General features: G+C 68.6%; 17 protein-coding genes. 11 read left to right on the forward strand and 6 right to left on the reverse strand.

Annotation, left to right across the window (positions count from 1 at the left end; translation table 11 throughout):
• Positions 1 to 64 precede the first annotated feature (64 nt).
• The 7 genes from gatC (at position 65) to OG205_RS40000 (ending at position 9,343) form a co-directional block, all read left to right on the forward strand.
• Complete coding sequence (gene gatC / locus OG205_RS39970) at positions 65 to 364, forward strand: Asp-tRNA(Asn)/Glu-tRNA(Gln) amidotransferase subunit GatC (protein WP_189154510.1); 300 nt, start codon at positions 65 to 67, stop codon at positions 362 to 364.
• The gene (gatA, locus tag OG205_RS39975) at positions 361 to 1,845 is read left to right on the forward strand and encodes an Asp-tRNA(Asn)/Glu-tRNA(Gln) amidotransferase subunit GatA (RefSeq protein WP_330273005.1); all 1,485 of its coding nucleotides are present in this window, start codon (positions 361 to 363) and stop codon (positions 1,843 to 1,845) included. Before gatC ends, gatA begins: the two co-directional genes overlap by 4 nt.
• On the forward strand, positions 1,842 to 2,039 hold the full coding sequence (locus OG205_RS39980; RefSeq protein WP_319977675.1) for a hypothetical protein: 198 nt from the start codon (positions 1,842 to 1,844) through the stop codon (positions 2,037 to 2,039). The genes gatA and OG205_RS39980 overlap by 4 nt, the downstream gene beginning before the upstream one ends.
• Complete coding sequence (gatB, locus tag OG205_RS39985; RefSeq protein ID WP_330273006.1) at positions 2,036 to 3,538, forward strand: Asp-tRNA(Asn)/Glu-tRNA(Gln) amidotransferase subunit GatB; 1,503 nt, start codon at positions 2,036 to 2,038, stop codon at positions 3,536 to 3,538. Before OG205_RS39980 ends, gatB begins: the two co-directional genes overlap by 4 nt.
• Positions 3,539 to 3,723: 185 nt before the next feature.
• Positions 3,724 to 4,008: a hypothetical protein gene (locus tag OG205_RS39990; RefSeq protein WP_330273007.1), complete on the forward strand. Its 285-nt coding sequence runs from the start codon at positions 3,724 to 3,726 to the stop codon at positions 4,006 to 4,008.
• 81 nt (positions 4,009 to 4,089) lie between these two features.
• Entirely contained in the window at positions 4,090 to 6,663 is a 2,574-nt protein-coding gene (locus tag OG205_RS39995; RefSeq protein WP_330273008.1) for a CHAT domain-containing protein, read from the forward strand.
• A gap of 178 nt (positions 6,664 to 6,841) precedes the next feature.
• Positions 6,842 to 9,343, forward strand: a complete 2,502-nt coding sequence (locus tag OG205_RS40000; RefSeq protein ID WP_330273009.1) for a M14 family zinc carboxypeptidase — start codon at positions 6,842 to 6,844, stop codon at positions 9,341 to 9,343.
• A 94-nt stretch (positions 9,344 to 9,437) separates the two neighbouring features.
• Here the strand turns inward: OG205_RS40000 and OG205_RS40005 are convergent, their stop codons facing one another.
• The 3 genes from OG205_RS40005 to OG205_RS40015 are packed head-to-tail and all read right to left on the reverse strand — an operon-like array spanning position 9,438 to position 10,686.
• Positions 9,438 to 9,800, reverse strand: coding sequence for a VOC family protein (locus OG205_RS40005; RefSeq protein WP_330273010.1), 363 nt, complete (start codon positions 9,798 to 9,800; stop codon positions 9,438 to 9,440).
• Complete coding sequence (locus tag OG205_RS40010) at positions 9,797 to 10,165, reverse strand: SgcJ/EcaC family oxidoreductase (RefSeq protein ID WP_330273011.1); 369 nt, start codon at positions 10,163 to 10,165, stop codon at positions 9,797 to 9,799. The genes OG205_RS40005 and OG205_RS40010 overlap by 4 nt, the downstream gene beginning before the upstream one ends.
• Positions 10,162 to 10,686 (reverse strand): hypothetical protein, encoded by a 525-nt coding sequence (locus tag OG205_RS40015; RefSeq protein WP_330273012.1) that lies wholly within the window; start codon positions 10,684 to 10,686, stop codon positions 10,162 to 10,164. The genes OG205_RS40010 and OG205_RS40015 overlap by 4 nt, the downstream gene beginning before the upstream one ends.
• Positions 10,687 to 10,832: 146 nt before the next feature.
• Here OG205_RS40015 and OG205_RS40020 point away from each other — a divergent pair, with 146 nt between their 5' ends.
• The gene (locus tag OG205_RS40020) at positions 10,833 to 11,780 is read left to right on the forward strand and encodes a LysR family transcriptional regulator (protein ID WP_330273013.1); all 948 of its coding nucleotides are present in this window, start codon (positions 10,833 to 10,835) and stop codon (positions 11,778 to 11,780) included.
• Here OG205_RS40020 and OG205_RS40025 read toward each other — a convergent pair.
• Both OG205_RS40025 and OG205_RS40030 read right to left on the reverse strand, forming a co-directional pair.
• The gene (locus OG205_RS40025; RefSeq protein ID WP_330273014.1) at positions 11,770 to 12,930 is read right to left on the reverse strand and encodes a PQQ-dependent sugar dehydrogenase; all 1,161 of its coding nucleotides are present in this window, start codon (positions 12,928 to 12,930) and stop codon (positions 11,770 to 11,772) included. The two genes, OG205_RS40020 and OG205_RS40025, sit on opposite strands and share 11 nt — an antisense overlap.
• Positions 12,931 to 12,939: 9 nt before the next feature.
• The gene (locus tag OG205_RS40030) at positions 12,940 to 13,842 is read right to left on the reverse strand and encodes an alpha/beta fold hydrolase (protein WP_330273015.1); all 903 of its coding nucleotides are present in this window, start codon (positions 13,840 to 13,842) and stop codon (positions 12,940 to 12,942) included.
• On the opposite strand from OG205_RS40030, the gene OG205_RS40035 reads away from it, so the two are divergent.
• The 3 genes from OG205_RS40035 to OG205_RS40045 all read left to right on the forward strand — a co-directional run bounded on the left by OG205_RS40035 (position 13,841) and on the right by OG205_RS40045 (position 15,846).
• Positions 13,841 to 14,785 carry a 2-hydroxyacid dehydrogenase gene (locus OG205_RS40035; RefSeq protein WP_330273016.1) on the forward strand — a complete coding sequence of 315 codons (945 nt, stop codon included), beginning with the start codon at positions 13,841 to 13,843 and terminating at the stop codon, positions 14,783 to 14,785. The genes OG205_RS40030 and OG205_RS40035 overlap by 2 nt on opposite strands.
• A gap of 80 nt (positions 14,786 to 14,865) precedes the next feature.
• Positions 14,866 to 15,594 carry a DoxX family protein gene (locus OG205_RS40040; protein ID WP_330273017.1) on the forward strand — a complete coding sequence of 243 codons (729 nt, stop codon included), beginning with the start codon at positions 14,866 to 14,868 and terminating at the stop codon, positions 15,592 to 15,594.
• Between the two features lie 9 nt (positions 15,595 to 15,603).
• On the forward strand, positions 15,604 to 15,846 hold the full coding sequence (locus OG205_RS40045) for a hypothetical protein (RefSeq protein WP_330273018.1): 243 nt from the start codon (positions 15,604 to 15,606) through the stop codon (positions 15,844 to 15,846).
• Here the strand turns inward: OG205_RS40045 and ilvD are convergent.
• Complete coding sequence (gene ilvD / locus OG205_RS40050) at positions 15,843 to 17,687, reverse strand: dihydroxy-acid dehydratase (RefSeq protein ID WP_330273019.1); 1,845 nt, start codon at positions 17,685 to 17,687, stop codon at positions 15,843 to 15,845. The genes OG205_RS40045 and ilvD overlap by 4 nt on opposite strands.
• Between the last annotated feature and the right edge of the window lie 55 nt (positions 17,688 to 17,742).

Genomic DNA, 17,742 nt, shown 5'->3' on the forward strand with positions numbered 1-17,742 from the left:
CTGACCAGCCCATAGACTCACGGGGTTCCCGATTCGTATCCCGACCCTACGGGGGTTGACAGGAGTGCCCAGCATCTCCCGCGACGAGGTCGCGCACCTGGCGAAGCTCGCCAGGCTGGCTGTGTCCGAGGACGAGCTCGACTTGTTCGCCGGCCAGCTCGACGTGATCCTCCAGTCGGTGGCCTCGGTTGGCGACATCGCCACGGCCGACATCCCTCCGACGTCGCACGCCGTTCCGCTGACCAACGTCTTCCGCGAGGACGTGGTCCGTCCGAGCCTCGGTCAGCAGCAGGCGCTCTCCGGCGCTCCTGAGGCCGAGGACGGCCGGTTCCGCGTGCCCCGCATCCTGGGTGAGGAAGCATGACCAACGACCTGATCCACGCCACCGCGGCAGAACTCGCCGCGAAGATCCACAGCGGCGAGATCTCCAGTGTCGAGGTCACGCAGGCCCACCTGGACCGCATCGCCGAGACCGACGCGAAGGTCCACGCCTTCCTGCACGTCGACACCGAGGGCGCGCTCGCGCAGGCCCGCAAGGTCGACGCGGCCGTCAAGGCCGGTGAGCAGGTGTCCCCGCTCGCCGGCGTGCCGTTGGCGCTCAAGGACGTCATGACGACCGAGGGCGTGCCGACCACGGTCGGTTCCAAGATCCTCGAAGGCTGGATCCCGCCCTACGACGCCACGGTGACGCGCAAGCTCAAGGAAGCCGGCGTCGTCATCCTCGGCAAGACGAACATGGACGAGTTCGCCATGGGTTCGTCCACCGAGAACTCGGCGTACGGCCCCACGCACAACCCGTGGGACCTCGACCGCATCCCCGGCGGCTCCGGCGGTGGCTCGTCCGCGTCGCTCGCGGCGTTCCAGGCGCCCCTCGCGATCGGTACCGACACCGGTGGCTCGATCCGCCAGCCCGGCGCCGTGACGGGCACCGTCGGCGTGAAGCCCACTTACGGTGGTGTGTCGCGCTACGGCCTGGTCGCCTTCTCCAGCTCGTTGGACCAGGCCGGTCCGTGTGCGCGCACGGTGCTCGACGCCGCGTTGCTGCACGAGATCATCGCGGGCTACGACCACATGGACTCCACGTCCATCAACGCGCCGGTGCCGCCGGTCGTCGCCGCTGCCCGCGAGGGTCTGTCCGGCGACCTGTCCGGCCTGCGCATCGGCGTCGTCACGCAGTTCAGCGGTGAGGGCTACCAGCAGGGCGTGGCGCGCAGCTTCGAGGCCGCCGTGTCGCAGCTCAAGGAGCTCGGCGCGGAGATCGCGGACGTGTCGTGCCCGAGCTTCGACTACGCGCTGCCGGCGTACTACCTCATCGCGCCGAGCGAGTGCTCGTCGAACCTCGCCCGGTTCGACGCCATGCGCTACGGCCTGCGCGTCGGCGACGACGGCACGCGCAGCACCGAGGAGGTCATGTCGCTGACCCGCGAGGCCGGCTTCGGCCCCGAGGTCAAGCGCCGCATCATGATCGGCACGTACGCGCTGTCGTCCGGCTACTACGACGCGTACTACGGCTCGGCCCAGAAGGTCCGCACGCTGATCACGCAGGACTTCGCGAAGGCGTTCGAGAAGTTCGACGTGCTCATCTCCCCGACCACGCCGACCACGGCGTTCAAGATCGGCGAGCGCGCGAACGACCCGATGGCCATGTACAAGGCCGACCTCTGCACGATTCCCGCGAACCTCGCGGGCACCCCGGCCATGAGCGTGCCGAGCGGTCTGTCCGATGAGGACGGAATGCCGGTCGGTCTGCAGATCATGGCTCCGGCGCTGCAGGACCACCGCATGTACCGGGTGGCCGCTGCCTACGAAGCCGCCCGTGGCGCGTTCGGAGGTCCGTCGCTGTGAACATCAAGAAGGCACGGGGTCTCCTCGGTCTCGCCGGTGCCGTCGCGGGAGCCGTGGGAGCGTTCTCCGGCTTCCGGAACGCCCGTGCGAAGAACGACAAGCTGATGCTGGCGAACGCGATCGCCACCATCGCCGTGGCGGTCACCGGTGCGGCGCTGGCCGCGCGCGCTCTGCGGAAGGACGACTTGGCATGACCTCTCTTGTTGAGCTGATGGACTACGACGAGGTCATCGAGAAGTACGACCCCGTCCTGGGCCTGGAAGTGCACGTCGAACTGCACACCAACACGAAGATGTTCTGCGGCTGCGCCAACATCTTCGGCGGCGAGCCGAACACGAACACCTGCCCGATCTGCCTCGGCCTGCCGGGCGCGCTGCCGGTGGTGAACGCCAAGGCGATCGAGTCCGCGATGCGCATCGGCCTCGCGCTCAACTGCGAGATCGCCGAGTGGTGCCGGTTCGCCCGGAAGAACTACTTCTACCCGGACATGCCGAAGAACTTCCAGACGTCGCAGTACGACGAGCCGATCGCGTTCAACGGCTGGCTCGACGTGACGCTGGACGACGGCGAGGTCATCCGCGTCGAGATCGAGCGCGCGCACATGGAGGAGGACACCGGCAAGTCGCTGCACGTCGGCGGCGCCACCGGTCGCATCCACGGCGCCGAGCACTCGCTGCTCGACTACAACCGCGCCGGCGTGCCGCTGATCGAGATCGTCACGAAGATGATCCCGGGCACCAAGGAACGCGCCCCCGAGGTCGCCCGTGCGTACGTGACGGCCCTGCGCGACCTGCTCAAGGCGCTCGACGTGTCCGACGTCCGCATGGACCAGGGCTCGCTGCGCTGCGACGCGAACGTCTCGCTCTCGCCGAAGACCACCGGCGCCCTGGGCACCCGCACCGAGACCAAGAACGTCAACTCGCTGCGCAGCGTCGAACGCGCCGTCCGCTTCGAGATGACGCGTCAGGCCGCGGTGCTGGAGTCCGGCGGCGAGGTCACCCAGGAGACCCGTCACTTCGACGAGTCGTCGGGCAGCACCTCACCGGGCCGCAAGAAGGAGACGGCGGAGGACTACCGCTACTTCCCGGAGCCCGACCTGGTTCCGATCGCGCCGTCGCGCGAGTGGGTCGAGGAACTGCGCCTCACCCTGCCCGAGCTCCCCTGGGAACGCCGCGCGCGCATTCAGAAGGAGTGGAACCTCACCGACGAGGTCCTGCGCGACCTGGTCAACGCCAACGCGCTGGACGTCATCATCGCGACGGTCGAGGCGGGCGCGAAGCCGGACGAGGCCCGCTCCTGGTGGGTGTCGTACCTCGCGCAGCAGGCCAACTCGAAGGGCATCGAGGTCACCGACCTCGCCATCACCCCGGCCCAGGTCGCGAAGGTGATCGAGCTGGTGAACTCGGGCACGCTGACCAACAAGCTCGCCCGCGAGGTCGTCAACGGCGTCCTGGAGGGCGAAGGCTCCCCGGAAGACGTCATCGAGAAGCGCGGCCTCAAGGTCGTCTCGGACGACACGGCACTCGAGAAGGCCGTCGACGAGGCCCTCGCGGCCCAGCCGGACGTCGCGCAGAAGATCCGCGACGGCAAGGTCCAGGCCGCCGGCGCCATCGTCGGCGCGGTCATGAAGGCCACCAAGGGTCAGGCCGACGCCGCGCGCGTGCGCGAGATCGTGCTCGCACGCTGCTCGTAGATACACATTCGCCATAAAGATCACAAAGGGTCACCTGTTCGTGCAGGTGGCCCTTTGTGATCTTAGGCCGACTGAGTGGCTGTTAGCTAAATGAGACGTATGTCTGTAGCCGTGTGTGCCACTCTCTCGTTGCAACTCATCTGGGGGGATGAGAAGTAAATAGTCCAAACGAGGGGGGAATCCTCATGACTGTTCAGCGCGAGAACTTCGAAGTGGCCGCGACCGAGGTCGTTCAAGAAGCCGAGTCCGTGCTCGAAGGAACTCCGGTCACGCCGCAACCGCAGCCGACGCCGGTTCCTTCGCCGCCGCCGGCGACCACACCCAAGCCGCCCGTCACGCCGCAGTGCTGTGGCCGGCCGCCCGGCCCGATGATGCTGATGGGCACCGCCGATTCCGGTGGCGACATCGAGCACGACCCGTCCTGCGAGAACCACCCCGACAACCTGGCCAAGCAGGAAGTGGCCAGCTAGTCACCCTCCGCGTTGTCCGTCGACCTGGCTGCGCCTGGTTGGCGGACAGCGCCTTTTGGGGGTATGTGGTGTGATGATCACATGCCCGCTCGTGCACTGGACAGAGCGCGCGAGTTGTACAAGAGCGGATGGGCAGAACAGGAGAACTACCGGGCTCCTGCGGCCATCCGATTTCTCAACCGTGCGCTCGCGCACACCGATCGCGCTCCCGACAGTCTGGAACGGACAGACCTGCGGGTGCGCATCCTCTACACCCTGGGCCGCAGCCTCGGTGAGACCAGCGGCATGTCCGTCGCGGTCGGCACGTTCGACGCGGCCCGGCGTGAGGCCGACACCCTGGCCGACCCCAGGCTGCGGGCATTGCTGAACGGGTGCATCGACCACAGCCAGGGCAACATCATTCTGCGGCTGGGACAGCCGGAGCAGTCGGTCCAGTGGTTCGGCCCGATCATCGCGTTCATCGAGAACGAGATGGCTTCCGCAGCAGATCGCCTCGAGTCGAATCTCGTGCGGCAGTTGGCTTCAGCGCTCATCGCGCGCGCCTTCGCCAACGCCGCCATTCGCCGCCGCGACATCGCCATCGCCGATCTTGAACGTGCGAGCGCGCTCGCACGGGAGTACCAACTCGACGACCTTTACCCGTACACCCAGCACGCTTTGGCCAACACCTACAAGCAAAGCGGCGATCTCGCGGAGGCGTTGAGGTACTACGGGGAAGCCGAGCGCGTTCTCCGTCTGCAGGAGCAGGCTTCTCTGCTCAGCGGGGTCCAACTCGACCAGGCCGAAGCGATGCTCATGATCGGACTGTCCGATGAGGCCGGTCGGGCGCTCGACGAGGCGCTGCCGGTGATGCGCAAGGAGAAGGTCGGGCAGGACATCGCCGAGGTCGAGATGTTCCGCGCCTCGGCCGCGTTGCTGGACGACCAGTTCGACCTCGCACGCAGGATGGCGAAGGCGTCCTGGCGCAAGCTCGTGAAGCGCGGCAGCACGTGGTGGATGATGGCCGCGCTGATCGAGCTCTGGGCGCACGCCATGCAGGCCAAGCGCGTGACGAGCGCGTTGGTGCAGAAGGCGCTCGCCTTGTCCGATCATCTCGCCGCCAACCACCTCGTGGACGAGGCAAGGCTCGCGAAGCTGCTGGCGACGCGGTTGGAGATCCGTCGCGGGAAACTCGCCGACGCGGAGGAACTGCTGCGCCAGTTGCCCAGCCCGCGCGCGGTCACCCCGATTGACCACCGCATGCAGCGCAGGCTGGTGCTGGCCGAACTCGCCCTGGCCAAGGGAGATCGTCGTACCGCACTGCTGCACGCCCGCAAGGGGCTCGAAGAGCTGGGGCAGGTGCGCGACCAGCTAGGTGGACTCGAGCTCGTGTCGGCGACCGCCGTGCACAGCCGTGAGCTCGGCGAGCTGGCGATCCGGCTGGTGCAGGGGAGCAATGACGCGCGGCGGCTGTTCGTCTGGCTGGAACGGACGCGTGCCCAGACCTACCGCTACGAACCGCTGGAACACGTCGAGAACCCCGAATTGGCCGAGCGGATCGTGGAGGTGCGCGGCCTCGGTCGTGATCTGATGCGCGCCGGTCTCGACGGCAGGCCGACCACCGAGTTGCGCACGAAGCTGGCGAAGGCGCAGCGGGAGGCGAACCGGCTCGGCTGGAATTCGCAGCGGTGGGGCAGGCCGCGACCGATGGCAGGGCTCGGCGAGGTGATCGCGAAACTTGGTGAACGCGCCATGGTGAGTTTCGTGGTGTCGGACGGCGGGATGGTCGCCGTCGTCATCGCTGGCGGACAGGTCCGGACGGTTCGGCTGGGCGCTGCCAAGGAGGTGCTGGAGAGCGCGCAGAAGCTGCACTTCGACCTCAACGCGCTGGCGCCGGACTACCTGCCGCAGCCGTTGGTGCAGGTGATCGGGGGCTCGGCGCGCAGGCAGGCCGACGCACTGGACGCCATGCTGATCAAGCCGTTGCACCACCTCATCGGCGAGCGCGAGTTGGTCGTGGTGCCGACGGGCACGCTCTACGCGGTGCCGTGGGGGGTCATTCCGAGTCTGCACGGCAGGCCCGTGGCGACGGCGCCCAGTGCTACGGCGTGGCTGGCGGCGGCGCAGTCCGACAAGCCGAAGACCGACAAGGTGTTGCTGGTGCGCGGACCGAGTCTGCTGTTCGCGGATGGTGAGTTGGATCGGCTCGCGGCGCACCACGTCAAGGCGACGGTGCTGTCGGGGGAGGATGCGACCGCTGCCAAGGTACTCGCGCATCTCGACGGGGCCGACCTGGTGCACGTCGCCGCCCACGGTGAGCACGAGACCGAGAACGCCCTGTTCTCCCGGCTCGAACTGGTCGACGGGCCGTTGTTCGCGCACGAGCTGGGCCGGTTGCGCAAGCCGCCCGCGCACGTGGTGCTCGCGGCGTGCGAGCTGGCGTTGAACCGGATCAGGCCTGGCGACGAGGCGCTCGGGTTCGCGGGCGCGATGCTGGCCGGTGGGACGCGCACGGTGGTCGCCGCGGCCAGCAAGGTCGGGGACGAGGCCAGTGCCGCGGCGATGGCCGACTACCACCGGGCGTTGGTGGCCGGGGCGGCGCCGGCGGTGGCGTTGGCCGAGGCGATGTCGAAGGACCCGTTCCGCCGACCGTTCCTCTGTTTGGGTTCTGGCTAGGCCGATCGAGTGGTCGTCCGGCGAGAAGCCGCTGGTCAGCGGTGACTTCCACGCTGGCTGCGAAGGTTCTTGGTGAACTTCTCTCGCCGTTGTGCCATCTTGGTCTGGACCGAGGGGATGCAACGGCCCGCCTATCGGCTCTAGTCGATGAGCGGGCCGTTGTGCGAGAAACGACCGCATGCGCAGAACTCTGCTCGCTGTTCTCCTGGCAGCCGCCGCGGTAGTAGCGGCTCCGGCCAACGGAACAGCGCAACCGACTGCACCAACACCTTCGGTCAACGATCGAGAACCGGGCAACGGGCCTGAGCGCAACGAAGTCGCCACGCTGGACAACGCTTTCCAAGCGCAGTCCGTGCTGGCCCAGGGGGAGAACCAGGCCGACAGACACCAGGGTTACCCGCGCCGGACGAAGCTGCGGACGTACCCGGAGAACACGGCCGACAAGTCCATCAAGCTCGGCCTGGCGCCGTACCACTCGCTGGCGCCGAAGCTGAACGCGTTGCAGCAGAAGAGCAACAGGATCTCCGTCGAGGTCGTCGGCCAGTCGGGACTGGGGCGCGACCTGTACCTGGTCACGCTGACCGCGCCGGAGAGCGCGACGGAGACCCGCGTCCAGGAACGGTTCCGCGCCACCGTCGAGGAAGGCCGCAACGTCCCGGCGGGGCTGTACAAGGCGCCGATCTGGATCAACAACAACATCCACGGCGATGAGTGGGAGGGCACGGACGGCGCGCTGCGCGTCATCGAGCACCTCGCCACGAGCAACGACGCCGAGACCCGCACCCTGTTGCAGCGCAGCAGGGTCTACTTCAACCTCACGGCGAATCCGGACGGCCGCGTCGCCGGCACGCGCGTGAACAACGCGGGCTTCGACCTCAACCGCGACTTCGTCACGAGCTCCCAGCCCGAGAACCGGGCCATGCAGGACATGGTGGAGCGCACCCAGCCGTTGATGATGCTGGACGAGCACGGTTACGTGACGAACACGCTGATCGAGCCGACCACGCCGCCGCACGGCCAGAACTACGACTTCGACCTGTACATCAAGCACGGTTACGCGGGCGGCCTGCTGATGGAGAAGGCCGTGCAGGCGCTCGGGCATCCCGAGACGGCGAAGCCGGAGATCCCGTTCCGCGACTACCCGGTCGGCGAGTGGGACGGCTGGGCGCCCATCTACACCGCGCAGTACTCGATGTACCACGGTGCCGTCTCGTACACGATCGAGATCCCGCAGCAGGTCAACCGGCAGGCGTACGAGACCCTGCCCGCGACGGAGTTGCAGCGGCGCTCGAAGATCAACACCGACGTCGTCGAGGCCACCATCAAGACCACGCTCGACTACGTGGACGACAACCGGCGCAGCCTGATCGCGAACCAGACGGAGATGTTCCGCCGCGGCGCGGCCGGTGAGGCGCAGCGGTACATCCCGGACGGTTTCGTGCCCGGCTTCGGGCCGGAAGACCGCTTCAGCACCAAGTTCCCGCGCGCCTACGTGATCACCGCCGAACGGTCGGCGCCCGCCGCCGCACGACTCGTCGACCAGCTGGTCCGGCACGACGTGAGGGTCGAACGGGCGGAAAAGCCGTTCACGCTGGGCGGTAAGCGTTATCCGGCCGGGTCGTACGTCGTGGACATGCACCAGCCCAAGCGCGGCCTCGCGAACGTGATGCTGGAGCAGGGCAGCGACATCTCCGACAAGGCACCGGTCATGTACGACATCTCCGGCTGGAGCCACCGCCTGCTCTGGGGCGCGTCGGTCGACATCTTCCAGAGCGGCCAGTTCCGGTTCGACGGCAAGCCGGTCGTGGCCGCCGCGCCGACCGGGAACGTCGACGCCGCACCGGGCGCCGACCTCGCCCTCGCGCTGACCGACCAGGAGGACGTCAGCGCCGTCAACGACCTGTTGTCACGCGGTCTCGGCCTGCGCCGTCAGGACGACGGCACGATCGTCGTTCCGGCGAACGACAGGGCCGCCGCGAAGGAGGTCGCCGACCGCTACGGCGTGCGCTTCACCACCGCGAAGCCGGGTGGTCAGGCGTTGCAGCGCAAGGTGATCGCGGCCGCCGTGTCCGCCGACGAGCTGCAGGTGCTGCGCGAGTCCGGGTTCGACGTCCGCACGATCTCCACGGCGGTGCTGAACGCGGGCTTCGACTGGTCGCGCATCGACGCGCTGTACGTGGGTGCGGGCCTGAACTACGCCCAGCTCAACGCCACCGCCAAGACCGCGCTCGACGAGTTCCTCAAGCGCGGTGGCGTCGTCACGCGGGGCGCGACGGGAAGCAGGTTCAACACCGACGCCAAGCTCCTGCAGGCCACGCCGACAGCTGGTTGGGAGGACGCCAACGGCGTGGTGAACGTCGTCAACGGCACGGGTCCGATCGGCGCCAACGCGTTGCCGCACTCGTTCGTCTACGCACCGCAGTGGTTCACGAACCTCGGCACGGGCGTGACAGTCGAACAGCGCTACGGCAGCACGGTGATCGCCTCGGGTCACTGGCACGCACGCGACAACGGCACTGGCGGCCAGGACGCGGCAGCAGGCCAGGCGGCAGTTGTGTCGGGTACGGCGGCCAACGGTACGAAGGTCGTCCTCTTCGGCACGGAACCGATGTTCCGCAACCACCCGAAGGGCCTGTACGCCCAGGTGGCGCGGGCACTGTTCTGGACGAGCACCCGCTAGAGGAGAACGGGGCGGGGAGCCCCGACAGACCTCCCCGCCCCACTCGCTGTACCCCACACCAGGGTTCCCGCTCAGCGATCTCGGAAACCCCTGGTCAGGACACCCCGGGCGGCAGAAAGCCGTGCGCCGACAGGTCGAACCAGTTGCCCTCGGGATCGATCGCCCGGTACTCCGCGAACGGCCTGTCCCCGCCGCGCAGGGCCGGCCTGGGCTCCAGCGTCTCCAGGTACGGAGCCACGTCCTCCACCTGGAACCCGAAGTGGTTGAAGCCGGTCGGCACGTCGCCGTCGAGCTTCTGCTGGATCAACGCCAGGTTGACGTACCCGTCGGTGACGAAGTGGCTGCCGTCGGGGTCCGTGTGGAACAACGACATCCCGAACTTCGACGTGTAGAAGTCGGCCATCTCCTTCGCGTCCTGCACGACGAACGCGATGTGCCGCAACCGTGGCCTGCTCATGCCGTTCCCTTCGGGATCATGTTGTGGAACGCGGCGATCTCCCACCCGTCCTCGCGCCGCACGACGACGGCCTGCGCGTGGGTGGTGATGCCCGCCGGGGCGATGGACGACGTGACGTGCACGACCGAAACGACGTCGGTCAACGGCCTGATCAGGCTGATCTCCGCGGTCAGCTTGGTGTCGCGGTACGGCCCCGCGAAGAGCTGGGAGTGCCCGAGAGCCACCGCGTGACGCCCGAACAGCTCCTCACCGCGCACGGTCACGAAGTCGACGTCCTCGGCGAAGACGGACGCGAACGCCGCGCCGTCGCCGACGGCCCAGCCCTGCTCCATGCGTTGCCACAACAAGTAGATCTGCTCGGTCATGAGTGGTTCGTCCTCAACGGCAGGCGCAGGCACTCGGAGTCCCATGCGGCGAGCGAGTAGTAGAGACCGCCATGGCGGCGTTCGAGGTAACAGACGACGTTCACGGGCCATCCGCTGTTGCGGAACATGTGCTCGTCCATCGGTGTCGGGCTGTCGCTCAACGGACGGTTGCGCTCGCACTCAGGCCCGAGCCGGTGCCAGTCCGGGTGCAGGTGGATCGAGCCGAGCACGTCCATGCCGGAGGCGTCGGCCTTCCGCGTGATCGTCAGCAGGTCGGCCGGATCCAGCCACCACGCCCGCACCGGGTTCTCGTACGCCGTGCCGAACCGCGGCACGATCGTCGACGCGAACTCCTCACGCGCCGAGGGGTCCGTCAGTCGCGCGTTGCGGCCGAACGCCACCTCCGACACCACGGCCTCGGTGCCGGCGGTCCGGCCGAGCAGCACCGCGAAACACGGTCTCGGTTCGTCCTCGGTGATGAACGAGTATTCGGCGGACGCGGCCTCCAGAAACGTTTTCACAGCGCGATCCGAAAACAGCACCGCGTCGGTGCGCGTCGGGCGCTCGGCCAATTCCATCACGTGGGCGAACGTATCGAGACCGCGTCGTCTCACGCGAGATAGCGAAGGGTATTGGTCCTATTACATTGCGCGATAACATCGGGCTCATGCGACTGGAAGTGCGGCATCTCGAACTGGTCGTGGCGATCGCCGACTGCGGCAGCCTGCGCAAGGCCGCCGCCCGCCTGCACCTCACCCAGCCCGCGGTGACGACGCAGCTCAAACGCATCGAGGACCATCTGGGCGGCACGTTGTTCCTGCGTGCGGCCGATGGCGTCAAGCTCACGCCGACCGGTCAGGACTTCGTGCAGGAGGCGCGGTCGATGCTCACTCAGCTCGTCACGCTCGAACGCGTAACGCGCCGTAACACGCAAAGCCCCAGCGCTCCCACCAGGCTCGCGGGAATCCCCGCTTATCACTTCGGACTACTCGTCGGCGCGTTAAAGGACAACGTCACCAGCCGCACCATCAAGGAGACGGGCACGCTCACCGCGTTGCTCACCACCGGCGAACTCGACATCGCGGTGATGCGCCGATTTCCCGGTACTCCGCTGACGCTGCCGCCGAACGTCGGACATCGCCTGCTCACCCGCGAACCGCTGTTCGCCGGCGTGCCAGAACAGCATCCCGCAGCACGAGAACCCGAGATCGGGCTGGAAGCGCTCGCCGACGACAAATGGGTCATGCCCGAGCCCGACGACAGCGGCATGAACGCCCACTTCGCCCGTGAGTGCGCGGCCGTCGGGTTCGAGCAACGGATCGCGCACTTCAGCAGCGAGGCGCACGTCGTGCTGACGCTGATCAGGGAGTCCGGTGCGGTGTGCCCGCTCTACCCGGTCGGTGGCACGCCGCCCGGCGTCGCCCGTCTGCCGATCACCGGGAACCCGCTGGTGCGCGAGGTCGTGCTGGCCTGGCGCACGGACGCACAGGTCGCCGAAGAGATCGACGAGCTGTGCGAGCAGGTCGCCGCGGGATATCTGAAGCTGGTCGAGGAGAGCGAGGTCTACGCGCGGTGGTGGCGTGCGGGAGGAGAGGCGTTCGCCCTCAGTCCTTAGTGCCGCCGCCGTTGTTCGGGCGCACGATGATGACGACCCGGTCGTCCGACGAGACGGGCTGGCCACCGTTCTTGTTGACCGTGCCGACCAGCGACGCCGACTCGTTCAGCATCTCCATCGGCCCGAGCAGACCGAAGCCGTCCTCGGCCATCGCGATCTCCGGCTTCCCGGTGAAGGCTCCTGCCGAGTTCATTGACAACGACTGGTAGCCGGGCGACTTGGACGTGGCCACGGACAGCTGGTCCGAGAACGACGAGCACCCCATCACACCGGGCCGGTCCGGCCACGCCCACGCGACCTCGCCGAGCTTGCCGGGGACGACGCGGTAGACGACGTCGCCGCTCGCGGCCCAGTCCGTCACCCAGATCTTCGAGGTGTCGGCCGAGACGCACAGGCCACCGGGCAGCCGCAGCCCGGACGAGACGACGGTGCTGCCTGCTGTCGGGTTGCCCTGGGCGGGCTGGCCGGAGCCGTCGATCCGCAGCACCTTGCCGGCCAGGGAGTTCGGGTCGGCTGCCAGCGCGGGGTTCCCGGCATCGCCGGTCGCGACGAGGATCGCGCCCTTGCGGTCGCTCGCCAGCACACCGCGGTTGCCGGAAGGCCCCTTCGGGATGCCGGTGAGGATCGGCTTGGGCGTGTCACCGGGCGCGATGCGCAGCACGCGGTTGTCCGTCGCGGTCGTCACGTAGACGTACGCGAGCTGGTCCTCGGCGAACGTCGCCGACAACGCCAGCCCGGTCAGCCCGCCGTCGGTCGACGCGTCGACCTCCAGCTGGGCGATCACGACGGGGTCGACGTCCTTGGTGACCTTGACCAGGCGCCCGCCGCGTTCGGTCGCGTACGCCGCGACGCCGCCCTGGGCGTCGGCGCCGATCGGGGCGACCCCCGTGACGGTGTTGAGGCACGTGGCCACGACGGCGGGGTGGTAGTCCTTGCAGCCCTGCGGTGGCGGCACGCTCTGCGGCGCCGGGTTGCGGCCGGGGTCACCGGGCGTTGGGCGGTACTCGCCGGGGAGCTCGGGTTTCGGGCCTGCCTGCGGGGTCAGCTGTGGCTGGGCGCTCCACTGGGTGGGCGCCGGCTCGTCGGGGAAACTCGCACAGCCCCCTGCCAGCAGGCAGACGGCGGTCAGCAACGCGACGGAACGAACCACGACTCCAGGTTAGGTGCGCGGCCGTGAACCGGAAGTGAACGCCTCCGCGGTGGCGAAGTCGACCGACCGCACCCGGTCGAGCAGCAGATCGAGCTCGGCGGCCACCACCTCGGGCGCCTCCAACGGCAGGTAATGGCTGCACGGCAGCACGCGCAGCCGCGCCTGCGGCAGCGCGCCGACGGGCTCGGACATGCTCTCCGTCGTCGCCAGCAGGTCGTCGCGACCGGCTAGGAGTGTGACGGGGCACACGATCGGGGTGAGGTCCTGGCGCGGCGTCTCGCCCAGCGCGAGCGCCAGCGTGAAGTACCAGCGCCAGTCGTGCTGCAGGAACCGGCTCACGGCCTGCGTGACGGCCTTCTGGTCGCTGCTCGGCTTGATCACGCCGCTGTGCCGCAACAGGAACGTCGTCGCGTCCGTCACCGGGAGGTGGTGCAGCACCCTGTCCAGCACCGGACCGGCCTGCTGCAGCAGCTTCGCGCTGGTGAGCCCGACGAGCCGCCGGACGCTCTTCGGCACCAACGGCAGCATGGCGTCGAACGAGTCACCCGGCGCGCCCGCGACGAGCAGAAGGCCCGCCACGCGTTTCGGATGACGCAACGCCAGTTCGGCCGCGATCGTCACGCCCATCGACCAGCCCATGACGACGCACCGCTCGATGCCCGCCTCGTCCAGCACGGCGAGCGCGTCCGACACGTGGTCGTCCAGCGAGATGCTGCGCTCGTCGACGGGCCGGTCGGACCCCATCGTGCCGCGCATGTACCAGCTGAGCAGGCCGCCGCGATCGGCCAGCGACGGCCACGACTCGGGTCCGGAACCCACGCCAGGGCACAGCAGGACCGGTGTTCCCTCACCTGGTGCCTGCCACGCTCGGATCTTCGTGCCGTCCCACGCGATGACGTCGTGCTCCCGCATGAACGACATTCTGACGTACTTTGCTGGGGTGACGCTCACCGTGCTCGTGCCAGATGATTTCGGAGTTCAAGCGCTGTCCCAGGTGGACGGTGTCCGGCCGGTTCGCTACGTGCCGGGGGAGCCGCTGCCGTCCGACGCGCGCGACGCCGAGGTCCTGATCCCCCGGTTCCTCGCCGGCACCGACCCGCGCGAGGTGTTCGCGCAGCTGCCCAATCTCAAGCTCGTGCAGTTGCTCAGCGCGGGCGCGGAGAACTTCATCGGCAAGGTGCCGGACGGTGTGCTGCTCTCCACGTGCAGGGGCGCGCACGGCGGCAGCACCGCGGAGTGGGCCATCGGCGCGTTGCTCGCGATATACCGAGACTTCCTCGTTTTCGAACGCGCCCGCGCCGAGGGCCGCTGGGACTACCACCTGACGGACACCTTGCAGGACAAGAAGGTCCTGATCGTCGGCGCGGGTGACCTGGGTGAGCAGCTGAAGCGCCGCCTGGAACCGTTCGACGCCACGGCGACCCTGGTCGGCCGCACCGCCAGGGACGGCGTGCACGGCCAGGACGAGCTGCCGCAGCTGCTGCCGGAGTTCGACGCGGTGGTCGTCTTCGTGCCGATGACGGAGGAGACCCGCCACCTCGTCGACGCCAAGTTCCTGGCCGCGATGAAGGACGACGCGATCCTGGTCAACGGCGCGCGCGGCCCTGTCGTCGACACCGACGCATTGCTCGCCGAACTGAATTCCGGGCGACTGCGCGCGGCCCTGGACGTGACCGATCCCGAACCCCTGCCTGCCGATCATCCACTGTGGACCGCGCCGGGCCTGCTGCTGACCCCGCACGTGGCCGGATCCTGCACGGGGCACACGCAGCGCGCCTACGCGATCGCCGCCTCGGAGATCTCCAGGTACGGTGCGGGAGAGAGCCCTCGCAATCTTGTGAACGGCTTGTACTAGGAGTGCATTAGTCCGTCTGGGTGAACCTGGGCTGCCGTTCGGCTCTCGCGCGCCCGCACGAGGTCTCCTAGCGTGCGGGCGTGGCTACTCACGACAAAGGCTCGACGAGTTCGAGCGCTTTCTCCGACGACTCGTTCTATTCGAGCAGCGGAGGGGGAGTGCACCACTTCGACGACGGCACGGTCAGAGCCGGCGGAGACACTGCCCAGTCGTACGACTCGTCGACGAAGGCGTTCGACAACTCGGGCTACACGCCGCTGGAGACGTCCACTGTGGACGACCGCGACGCCGACCTGTTCGACGACGACCGCAAGAAGTTCGGCTGGACGGCCGGACCCGACATCGGCCTGCTCGGCCTGCGCGCGGTCCTCGGCGGCATCTTCGTGCTGCACGGCCTGCAGAAGGTCTTCGGGCTCTTCGGCGGTCCCGGCATCAACGGCTTCGCGCAGTCGCTGGAGAAGATGGGCTACCGCGAGTCCGTGGTCCTCGCCTGGGTCACCGGCATCACCGAACTGGCCGGCGGCGGCCTGCTCGTGCTCGGCCTCTTCACGCCGCTGGCCGCGGCGGGTCTGCTCGCGGTGATGGCCAACGTCATCGCGCTGCAGTACAAGGGCGGCTTCTTCGGCCCCAACGGCGTGGAGCTCGAACTGGCGCTCGCGGGCATGGCGTTCGCGGCGCTGTTCGCCGGACCCGGCCGGGCCGCGCTCGACTACAACCGCAGCTGGTTCCGCCACCCGCTGGCGGCCGGTTTCATCGCGCTGGTGATCGGCATCGGCGGCGCCGCGGTGACGTACTTCGTCTTCCGGTAGAACAGCCCTGTGCGGAAGAACGTGACGGGAGCGGTGCTCCAGCTCGCCCTGCTGGTGATCGGGATCCCGGTCGTCTACCTGGTGGCGTTCCCGTTCGGCCTCACCGCGAAGTCCCTGCTACCGCCGCTCGGCCTGCTCGCGGGCCTCATCGTCAGCGGCGTCATGGTCAAGAAGACAGAGCAGCCCGTCAGCGGACCGCTGACGGGCTGGCTCGTTTTCGGCGCCGCTATGACGCTCGCGCTGGTTCTTTAGAGGTCCGGGTTGCGCACGGCGCCCGTGGACGCGTCTGTCGCCATCCGCGCGTAGGCCCGCAGCGCCGCCGTCACCGGGCGGATCCGGTCCACCGGCTGCCACGGACGCTCGGAGGCCTCCATCTTGGCGCGGCGCTCGGCCAGCACGTCGGCGTCCACCAGCAGCTCGAGGCGCCGCTCGTGCACGTCGATCAGGATCCGGTCACCGTTCTGGACGAGACCGATCGTGCCGCCGCCCGCCGCCTCCGGCGAGATGTGCCCGATCGACAGGCCCGACGAACCGCCGGAGAACCGGCCGTCCGTGATCAGCGCGCACTTCTTGCCGAGGCCGGAACCCTTGAGGAACGCGGTCGGGTGCAGCATCTCCTGCATGCCGGGGCCGCCTGACGGGCCCTCGTACCGCACGACCAGGACCTCGCCCGCCTGGATCTCCTTGTTCAGGATCGCCGAGACGGCCTGCTCCTGGGACTCGACGACGCGCGCCGGGCCCTCGAAGTGCCACAGTTCCTCGTCGATGCCCGCGGACTTGATGATCGCGCCGCGCTCGGCCAGGTTGCCGCGCAGCACGTTCAGGCCGCCGTCACGGGTGTAGGCGTGCTCGTCGTCGCGGATGCAGCCGCCGGCCGCGTCGGTGTCCAAAGAGGACCAGCGGTTCGACGTCGAGAACGCCTCGGTCGTCCGCACGCCACCGGGGGCCGCGTGGAACAGTTCGATCGCCTCCGGCGACGGGTTCTCCGCGCGGATGTCCCACTTGCCGAGCCACTCGGCCATCGTCGGCGTGTGCACCGTCGTGACGTCGTCGTTCAGCAGGCCGGCGCGGTAGAGCTCGCCCAGCAGCGCGGGGATTCCGCCGGCCCGGTGCACGTCCTCCATGTGGTAATCGGAGTTCGGCGACACCTTCGACAGGCACGGCACGCGGCGGGACAGGTCGTCGATGTCCTGCAGGGTGAAGTCGATCTCGCCCTCCTGCGCGGCGGCGAGGATGTGCAGCACGGTGTTCGTCGAGCCGCCCATGGCCATGTCGAGCGCCATCGCGTTCTCGAACGCCTTGCGGCTCGCGATCGTCCGCGGCAGCGCCGACTCGTCGTCCTCGCCGTACCAGCGCTTGCACAGCTCCACGACCACGCGACCGGCCTCGGAGAACAGCTCGCGGCGCGCGGCGTGCGTGGCCAGCGTCGAACCGTTGCCCGGCAGCGACAGGCCAAGGGCTTCGGTGAGGCAGTTCATGGAGTTCGCGGTGAACATGCCGGAACAGGATCCGCACGTCGGGCACGCGGAACGCTCGACCTCCGACAGCCCGTCCTCGCTCACGGCGGGGGAGGCCGAGGCGGAGATCGCGGTGATCAGGTCCGTCGGCGCGACGGCGACACCCTCGACGACGACGGCCTTGCCGGCCTCCATCGGGCCACCGGACACGAACACGACGGGGATGTTGAGCCGCATCGCCGCGTTGAGCATGCCGGGCGTGATCTTGTCGCAGTTGGAGATGCAGACGATCGCGTCGGCCTGGTGCGCGTTGACCATGTACTCGACGGAGTCGGCGATGATCTCGCGGCTGGGCAGCGAGTACAGCATCCCGCTGTGGCCCATCGCGATGCCGTCGTCGACGGCGATGGTGTGGAACTCGCGTGCGACACCGCCCGCTTCGCGCACCGCCTCGGCCACGATGTCCCCGAGATCACGCAGGTGCACGTGACCCGGCACGAACTGCGTGTAGGAGTTGGCGATCGCGATGATCGGCTTGCCGAAGTCGCTGTCCGTCATGCCGGTGGCGCGCCAGAGGGCGCGGGCTCCTGCGGCGTTGCGACCATGAGTGGTGGTGCGAGAGCGGAGCTGAGGCACTGCTCCTCCAGATTCAGTTCAAGAAAAATGCGCGCGGGACGCGAGGGTGAGGCGT

This window comes from Lentzea sp. NBC_00516 (assembly GCF_036346835.1).
Taxonomy (GTDB): Bacteria; Actinomycetota; Actinomycetes; order Mycobacteriales; family Pseudonocardiaceae; genus Lentzea; species Lentzea sokolovensis.

What these genes read in the sequence shown, in the direction of transcription:
- gatA (WP_330273005.1), top strand. Translation starts at nt 361, where the DNA reads ATGACCAACGACCTGATCCACGCCACCGCGGCAGAACTCGCCGCGAAG.
- gatB (WP_330273006.1), top strand. Translation starts at nt 2,036, where the DNA reads ATGACCTCTCTTGTTGAGCTGATGGACTACGACGAGGTCATCGAGAAG.
- OG205_RS39990 (WP_330273007.1), top strand. Translation starts at nt 3,724, where the DNA reads ATGACTGTTCAGCGCGAGAACTTCGAAGTGGCCGCGACCGAGGTCGTT.
- OG205_RS39995 (WP_330273008.1), top strand. Translation starts at nt 4,090, where the DNA reads ATGCCCGCTCGTGCACTGGACAGAGCGCGCGAGTTGTACAAGAGCGGA.
- OG205_RS40000 (WP_330273009.1), top strand. Translation starts at nt 6,842, where the DNA reads ATGCGCAGAACTCTGCTCGCTGTTCTCCTGGCAGCCGCCGCGGTAGTA.
- OG205_RS40005 (WP_330273010.1), bottom strand. Translation starts at nt 9,800, where the DNA reads ATGAGCAGGCCACGGTTGCGGCACATCGCGTTCGTCGTGCAGGACGCG.
- OG205_RS40010 (WP_330273011.1), bottom strand. Translation starts at nt 10,165, where the DNA reads ATGACCGAGCAGATCTACTTGTTGTGGCAACGCATGGAGCAGGGCTGG.
- OG205_RS40020 (WP_330273013.1), top strand. Translation starts at nt 10,833, where the DNA reads ATGCGACTGGAAGTGCGGCATCTCGAACTGGTCGTGGCGATCGCCGAC.
- OG205_RS40035 (WP_330273016.1), top strand. Translation starts at nt 13,841, where the DNA reads ATGAACGACATTCTGACGTACTTTGCTGGGGTGACGCTCACCGTGCTC.
- OG205_RS40030 (WP_330273015.1), bottom strand. Translation starts at nt 13,842, where the DNA reads ATGCGGGAGCACGACGTCATCGCGTGGGACGGCACGAAGATCCGAGCG.